This is a genomic window from Micromonospora sp. NPDC052213, from assembly GCF_040679695.1.
Lineage (GTDB): Bacteria > Actinomycetota > Actinomycetes > Mycobacteriales > Micromonosporaceae > Micromonospora.
Map to the genome: position 1 here is coordinate 22,181 of NZ_JBFAVI010000079.1, position 6,884 is coordinate 29,064.

7 protein-coding genes are annotated in these 6,884 nt (G+C 77.5%); all 7 read right to left on the reverse strand.

All coding sequences use genetic code 11. The features are described 5' to 3' along the window. Positions 1–57 precede the first annotated feature (57 nt). Complete coding sequence (crtI, locus tag AB0L34_RS19615) at positions 58–1,545, reverse strand: phytoene desaturase family protein (RefSeq protein WP_363705764.1); 1,488 nt, start codon at positions 1,543–1,545, stop codon at positions 58–60. An 11-nt stretch (positions 1,546–1,556) separates the two neighbouring features. Further along, a complete protein-coding gene (locus AB0L34_RS19620; RefSeq protein ID WP_363705765.1) occupies positions 1,557–2,684 on the reverse strand; it encodes a glycosyltransferase family 2 protein in 1,128 nt (375 codons plus the stop codon). Further along, a complete protein-coding gene (locus AB0L34_RS19625) occupies positions 2,681–3,559 on the reverse strand; it encodes a carotenoid biosynthesis protein (protein ID WP_363705766.1) in 879 nt (292 codons plus the stop codon). Before AB0L34_RS19625 ends, AB0L34_RS19620 begins: the two co-directional genes overlap by 4 nt. Beyond that, positions 3,556–4,140, reverse strand: coding sequence for a GNAT family N-acetyltransferase (locus AB0L34_RS19630; protein ID WP_350712119.1), 585 nt, complete (start codon positions 4,138–4,140; stop codon positions 3,556–3,558). Before AB0L34_RS19630 ends, AB0L34_RS19625 begins: the two co-directional genes overlap by 4 nt. Then, a complete protein-coding gene (locus AB0L34_RS19635; RefSeq protein WP_363705771.1) occupies positions 4,137–4,901 on the reverse strand; it encodes a monooxygenase in 765 nt (254 codons plus the stop codon). The genes AB0L34_RS19630 and AB0L34_RS19635 overlap by 4 nt, the downstream gene beginning before the upstream one ends. A 100-nt stretch (positions 4,902–5,001) precedes the next feature. Further along, positions 5,002–5,490, reverse strand: a complete 489-nt coding sequence (locus tag AB0L34_RS19640) for a YbaK/EbsC family protein (protein WP_363705767.1) — start codon at positions 5,488–5,490, stop codon at positions 5,002–5,004. Between the two features lie 105 nt (positions 5,491–5,595). Then, positions 5,596–6,477: an EamA family transporter gene (locus tag AB0L34_RS19645; protein ID WP_363705768.1), complete on the reverse strand. Its 882-nt coding sequence runs from the start codon at positions 6,475–6,477 to the stop codon at positions 5,596–5,598. Positions 6,478–6,884 lie beyond the last annotated feature (407 nt).

Sequence of the window (6,884 nt, forward strand, 5' to 3'; positions counted from 1 at the left end):
GCGCGCAGTGCTGACCGCCGCCGGGATGCTGGGAAGGTGCCCTCCCGCGCACCGGCCCTACCAGGCGGGGCCGATCTCGTCGGCGACGATCTGGGCGGAGAGCGTCACCATCGGCAGGCCGCCCCCGGGGTGGCTGGAGCCGCCGACCAGCCACAGCCCGTGCGCCGGGCCCCGGTTGGCCGGGCGGAGCAGGCCGCCGGCGGTGCCGTAGATCGACCCACCCGGGGCGCCCGTCGCGTCGGCCAGGTCGGCCGGGGTGCGGACCTCCCGGAACACCAGCCGGTCCCGCACGTCGACGCCGCGCTCGGCCAGCACGTCGAGGACCCGGTCGGCGTACGCCTCGGCGAGGCCGGGCCGACGCCAGTCGACCGCGCCGGCGGCGGTGCCGTGCCGGGGCGCGTTGACCAGCACGAACCACGCCTCGTGGCCGGCCGGACGGACCATCGGGTCGTCGGCCACGGTGACGAAGACGGTGGGGTCCGCCGCCGGTCGGGCGCGCACGCCGCGCCCCGGCTGGCCGAAGACCGCGTCGAACTCGGCGTCGTAGTCGCGCGGGAAGAACACGGTGTGGTGGGCCAGCCCCGAGCCCCCGGCGACGCCGAGCAGCAGCACGAAGCCGGCCAGGCTGCGGTCGGTCAGCCCGGCCAGCCGGCGCGGGCTGGGCAGCAGGTCCCGGTAGAGGGTCAGCGCGTCGACGTTGGCCACCACCACGTCGGCGGGGACCGGCGCGGTGACGCCGCGCAGGCGTACGCCGTGCACCCGGCCGCCCGCGGCGTCGATCCGGGTGACCGTGGCGCCGGTCTGCACGACCACGCCGAGGTCCAGGCAGCGGGTCAGCAGCGCGTCGGCGAGCGTGCCCAGCCCCCCGCGCAGGTACCAGCCGCCGAAGGCCAGTTCGGCGTACGGCACGGCGACCAGCGCGGCCGGCGCGCGGCGCGGGTCGGCGCCGGTGTAGGTGGCGTACCGGTCGAGCAGCATCCGCAGCCGGGGGTCGGACAGGTGCCGCCGGCCCAGCCCGCGCAGCGTCCGGCCGGGCCCGATGGCGGCCAGGTCGCCCAGCCGCCAGGCCAGCGCGGCCAGGTCCAGCGGGGAGCCGATCGGGCGGCGCAGGACGTCCTGGTGCGACGCCTGCCAGACCCGCGCGGCCCGGCGCCACAGCCGCTGCCAGTCCGCCGCGGCCCGGTCGCCGAAGGCCGCGCCGATCCGGGCGGCGAACTCGGCCGGGTCGGCGCACGAGTCGAGGGTCGGGCCGCCGCCGGGGAAGACGTGCCGCACGATCGGGTCCACCGGCACCAGGTCCAGGTACTCGTCGAGCTTCGCGCCGGTCGCCTCGAACAGGTCGTGGAAGACGTCGGGCAGGGTGAGCAGGCTCGGCCCGGTGTCGAAGTGGAACGGGCCGGCCGGGGTGTCGTGGACGTACCGGCCGAGCTTGCCGCCCACCGTGTCCGCGCGTTCGAGCACGGTGACCTCGTGCCCGGTGGCGGCGAGCCGGGCGGCGGTGGCCAGTCCGCCCACCCCGGCGCCGACGACCACGATCCGCGCCATGCCGCGCCTCCCTAGGTGACGGGGCGGCCGCGCCAGGACAGGCGTCGCCGCTTCCGCAGATGGTACGACCGCAGGGTCAGCCAGCCGAGGACCACGACCGACACGGGGTGTGCCAGCGCGTCGGGCCACCACCGCCCGCCGGTCGCCCGGGCGCTGACCACCCGTCCGGCCACCCCGAGCAGGTAGGCGACCAGCGCCGCGGCGGCCACCGCCGGCGTGCCGGCGGCCAGGGCGCCCGCCGCCAGCAGCGGGGGAGCGGTGTAGAGCAGGAGCAGCAGGGTCACCACCGCGGCGGCGGCCCCCGGGTGGCCGAAGGTCGCCCAGAGCGACTTCGTGTAGCCGTCGCGCAGCTGCGGCCAGTCCTCGTACATGCGGCAGGCGGCCAGCCGGGAGCCGTCGGCGAGGGCGATCCGGCCGCCGGCCCGCTTGACCGCGCGGGCCAGCTCGATGTCCTCCAGGATCCTGTCCGCGACGGCGGCGTGCCCTCCGGCCGCGTCGTAGCCCGCCCGGTCCACCACCAGGAACTGCCCGCCCGCGGCGGCCAGCGACGGCCGCGGCGAGCGCTCCATCGCCCGCAGCGGCAGGAAGGTCAGCCACAGCCACTGCAGCAGCGGCTGGACCAGCCGGTCGGCCGCCGTCGCCACCAGGATCCGGGGGTACGGAGACAGCAGCGTCACCCGCGCGGCGCGCAGCTCGGTGACCGCCGCCGCGACCGCGTCCGGGGCGAGCACCACGTCGGCGTCGACGAAGACCAGGACGGTCGCCGTGGGATCGGCGCGGGCGGCCAGCTGCCAGCAGGCGTGCGGCTTGCCCAGCCAGCCCGGCGGCGGGGCGGCCCCGTCGAGCAGGGTGACCCGGGGATCGTCGCCGGCCACCGTGCGGACCACCTCCGCCGTGCCGTCGGTCGACCCGTCGTCGAGCACCACGACGCGCAGCGCCGGCACGCCCCGCTGGGCGAGCAGCGCGCGCAGGCAGGGGGCGACCCGCCCGGCCTCGTCGCGCAGCGGCAGCAGCACCGCCACGGGCTCGGTCACCGGCGCCGGCCGGTCGGTCGGGCGGCGCAGCCAGCGGCCGGCGTTGACCAGGGTGTGCGCGGTCAACGCGGCGACGCCGAGCAGCAGCGCGAGGACGGCGGTCATGCCGTCGCGTCGACGCCGGGGCGCTGCGGCTGGCGGGGCGGAATCCGGTCGTCGCGGCGGGAGCGGACCAGCGTCACCGCCAGCGGCACGGCGGCCACCGACATGCCGGCCGCGCCCCACAGCGCCGAGGCGGGCAGGTCGAGGAAGACCGCGTGGGCCAGCACGCTGGAGAAGTACGTCCACAGCCAGAGCGCGAACATCGGGTGGTCCCGCCCGTCGGTGCCGGCGACGGCGGGCCCGGCCAGCGGGCGCAGCGCGCCCATCATCAGCACGGCGAAGAGCAGCCAGCCCAGGTAGTTGCTCACCGGGATGCCGGGCAGGCCGGGCAGCGCGGGGGTGGCGTCCCGCCAGACCCAGTAGCCCTCGGCCACCATCTGCGGGTCGAGGAAGAGGTCCCAGGCGGCCAGCCCGACGGCGGCCAGCGCGATCCGCCGGACGGGGAACCGGCCGCCCCGGCGTCCCGGTCGGCCCCCGGCGTCACCCCGGCGCCCTGGCAGGCCTCCGGTGTCGCCGCCGGTCAGCCGGGTGGCGGCCAGCCAGGCCGGCCAGGCCATCCACGTCCAGGCCAGCGGGATGATCAGCGGCACTCCGGCCAGCTTCGGCCCCAGCTCGCCGGAGTAGTCGTAGCTGCCGAACGGGAAGCCGGTGGCCACGCCGAGCGCCTCGATGGCGAATCCGCCGACGGTGGCCACCGCGACCAGCGCCGCCGCCGTACGCGGGCCCCGGCTGAGCAGCGCGTGGCCGACCGAGAGCAGGTAGCCGAGCACGACGGTGGCGACGGTCAGCCGGGCCCGGGTCTCCCCGGTGGTCAGCGGGTAGCAGATCTGCGCCAGCACCAGTACGGCCAGCAGCGTCCAGGGCAGCCGCCGGGTCACGGCGCGGCCCGACCGGCCCGGCCGGGCGGGGCGGGCGCCGGCGGCTCCAGCGGCAGGTCCCGGCCGAGCACGCCGAACGGGCGCTCGTCGCCGGGGAAGCGGAAGTGGCGCAGGACGTCGACGAAGCCGAACCGGCGGTACAGCCGCCAGGCCCGGGACCGCTGCTCGTCGGCCTCCGGCGTGGAGAGCAGGGTGGTCGTCCCCTCCGCCAGGGTGAGCAGGGCCCGCAGCTGCCCCGCGCCCAGGCCGTGCCCCTGCGCGGGCGGCCGGACGTGCAGCTCCACCACCTCGAAGCAGTCGGTCAGCCAGCGCTGCCGGGCCGGGGTGTGCAGCGCCCGCCACACCTGGTCGTGCCACCACTGCCCGGGGGCGCCGAGGTAGCCGTAGCCGAAGCCGGCCAGGTGGCCCTCGCTGGTCAGGCTGGCGACGGCGCGGAAGCCGGGCCGGCGTACGTGGGTGGCGATGTAGCCGCGCCGCGCCTCCAGCAGGTCGGTGCGGTACCCCATGGCCTCGCCGTAGACGGCCACCACGTCGTCCAGCCGTCGGACGAGATCGTCCGGTGTCCACCGCACCAACCTCATGACCCTGCACCCTCCACCGCTCCCGGGCCGCCGTCCGCGACCCACCCCAGCACCGCCCGGTCACCGACCACGTCGCGCACCTCGAACCGTGCGAAGAGCTCCTCCGCGTACCACCCCTCGGTGGGGGTCCGCATGATCGCGGCGCGGTGCTCCGGGTGACGGTACGCGAACGCCACGAGGTCCGCCGGGTCACGCCACACGCTCACCGTGCCCTGCCAGCCCAGCGGGGCCTCGCCGACGCCGAACCGGGCCAGCAGGCCGGGCGCGGCGTGCAACGCGGCGGCCACCGGGGGGATCGCCCGCCAGAAGGTGACCGCCCGCCGGGGGCGCAGCCGGGCCCGGGTCAGGGCCAGCACCGGGCCGGTGACCCGGCCGCCGGGCGGCTCGCCGAACGGCCGGCGGCCCGACCACTCGCCCCGGCTGCTCAGCGGGCGCAGGTCGACCCGGACGGCCGCGCGGGAGAGCCTCGCCCAGGCGCGCCCCACCGGCGAGTCGTCGAAGCGGGCGGACGCGGCGGGGGAGTCCCACACGGTCAGCGCCGCCCACCGGGTCAGGTCGGCGTCGCCGGGCCCGAAGCCGGTGCCGGTCCCGGTGCCGAGCAGCTTGCCGAACCGCACGCCGGGCAGCGCGCGTAGCCGGCGGGGGTCGACCGCCATCCGGGTCAGCGCCCGGGGCAGCGCGGCGCGGGAGATGCGCCACACGTGCAGGGTGACCAGCCCCGGGACGCCGTCCACGCCGTCGGTACCGCTGCTGAGCCCGATGGTTCGCTCGCTCCGCTCGCTCACGCCACCGCCTCGCTCCGCTCGACGGCGGCGCGAGGCGCCACGCTGCTGAGCCCGATGGTTCGCTCGCTCCGCTCGCTCACGCCACCTCGGCCGGCGTGCCGCCGGTGACCCGCAGCAGTTCCCGGTACGTGGTGGGGAAGACCGCCTGCGGGACGCCACCGGCCGCCCAGACCTCGTCGTACCGCTCGAGGGCGGTGTCGACCAGGGTGCGCAGTGGGCGCGGGTGGCCGACCGGGGCGACCCCGCCGATCACCTGCCCGGTGTGCGCGCGGACGAAGTCCGGGGTGGCCCGGCGCAGCCGGGTGATCCCGATGGACGCGGCCAGGCCGGCGGTGTCCACCCGGTGCGCGCCGGAGGTGAGCACCAGCAGCGGTGCGCCGTCCGCCTCGAAGACGAGCGAGTTGGCGATCTGGCCCACCCCGACGCCGAGCGACTCGGCGGCGGCCGCGGCGGTGTGGACCGCGTCGGGCAGCAGGCGGACGGCGCTCGGCGCGCCGGACCCGTCCCGCGCGCCTGCGGCGTCGAGCACGTCCTGAACCGCCCGTACGTTCGGGTGTGGCTGCATGCCGCCATTCTTCCCGGTACGCCCGCCGCCGGCTCACCCGGCCACGCCGACTCCCTTCGCGGGGGCGCGGCCGGCACGGCGTCGCGGGCCGGCGCTCCGGTCGGCTCAGTGGGGGACGGCGACGGCGTGCGGCGCGGGCGGTGCGGCGGCCCGGGGCGCGGCGACCCGGGCCGTCTCGGCCAGCGCGACGCCGACCAGCACCAGGAGCCCGCCGGCGAGCTGGGCGGTGTTGAGCGCCTCGCCGGCGCCGAGGACGACCCAGGCGACCGCCGAGGCGATCACCGGCTCGACCATGCCGACGATCCCGACGCTGGTCGCCGGGAGGTGCCGCATCGCCCCGGCGACCAGCAGGTACGGCACGATCGAGCCGAGCACCACCACGTACCCGCAGAGCAGCGCCACCGGCACGCCCCGGTCGGTGTCGGCGGTCAGCGGCTCCCAGCCGCCGGCGCCCACGGTGACGGCGCGGGTGAGCAGGCCCGCCACGGCGGAGGCGCCGAAGGCCCAGGTGCACAGCGACAGCGTGTCCCGTCGCGCCACGCCGTGCGAGCCGAGCACGTAGTAGCCGGCGAGGAAGACCGCGGCGCCGAGACCGGCGAGCACGCCGAGGCCGTCCAGCTTCAGCTCGCCCCACACCTCGGCCACACAACCGAGGCCGAGCAGGCTCAGCGCCAGGCCGGCCCAGAGCCGCGGGCGTACGCGGTGGCGCTGGCCGAACCGGGCCCAGAGGGCGACCAGCAGCGGGGCGGTGTACTCGAACAGCAGCCCGATCCCGACCGGCAGCCGGGAGATGGCGACGAAGTAGAGCATCGGCACGGCGAAGAAGCCGGTCAGCCCGTACCCGATCAGCAGCGGCAGTTGGCGGGGGCTGACCCGGAGCCGGCGCGCCCCCGGGCGCAGCAGCAGGCTCAGGGCCAGCAGCCCGGTGACGGCGCCGACGGCGCGCAGCAGGGTGAGCTGCGGTGCGTCCAGGCCGGCGCGGAGCACCAGCTTGGAGACGTGCCGTTGACGGCGAACAGCGCTCCCGAGCCGAGCACCATGGCGACCCCGAGGGCGGGGCGGGGGGTTGTCACGAGCGGAGGCTACCGCCGCCCTCGTCAGGGCCGTAAGGACCACCGGTCGTTACGGCGGTCGCACCGCCCGCCGGTGCGCCGCTCGGGCCGGCGTGCCCCGGATCCTCGGTTGCCCCGCCACGTTGCATTTTCGTCGGGGGGAGGGTGTACTGTCAGCAGCAGTTAGAACGAGTGTTCGATTGCCTCGAACGCCCGTTCCAAACAGCCCGGGGCGGTGTTTCGCGGCGCCGGTCCCGGGCGGTGCGGCTCCGCGGGCCGCACCTGGGTCCCGGGCAGTCGCGAGCCCGGCCCGTCAGGCAGGAGCGTCGCCCGCCGCCCACG

What these genes read in the sequence shown, in the direction of transcription:
- AB0L34_RS19630 (WP_350712119.1), bottom strand. Translation starts at nt 4,140, where the DNA reads ATGAGGTTGGTGCGGTGGACACCGGACGATCTCGTCCGACGGCTGGAC.
- AB0L34_RS19640 (WP_363705767.1), bottom strand. Translation starts at nt 5,490, where the DNA reads ATGCAGCCACACCCGAACGTACGGGCGGTTCAGGACGTGCTCGACGCC.
- crtI (WP_363705764.1), bottom strand. Translation starts at nt 1,545, where the DNA reads ATGGCGCGGATCGTGGTCGTCGGCGCCGGGGTGGGCGGACTGGCCACC.
- AB0L34_RS19620 (WP_363705765.1), bottom strand. Translation starts at nt 2,684, where the DNA reads ATGACCGCCGTCCTCGCGCTGCTGCTCGGCGTCGCCGCGTTGACCGCG.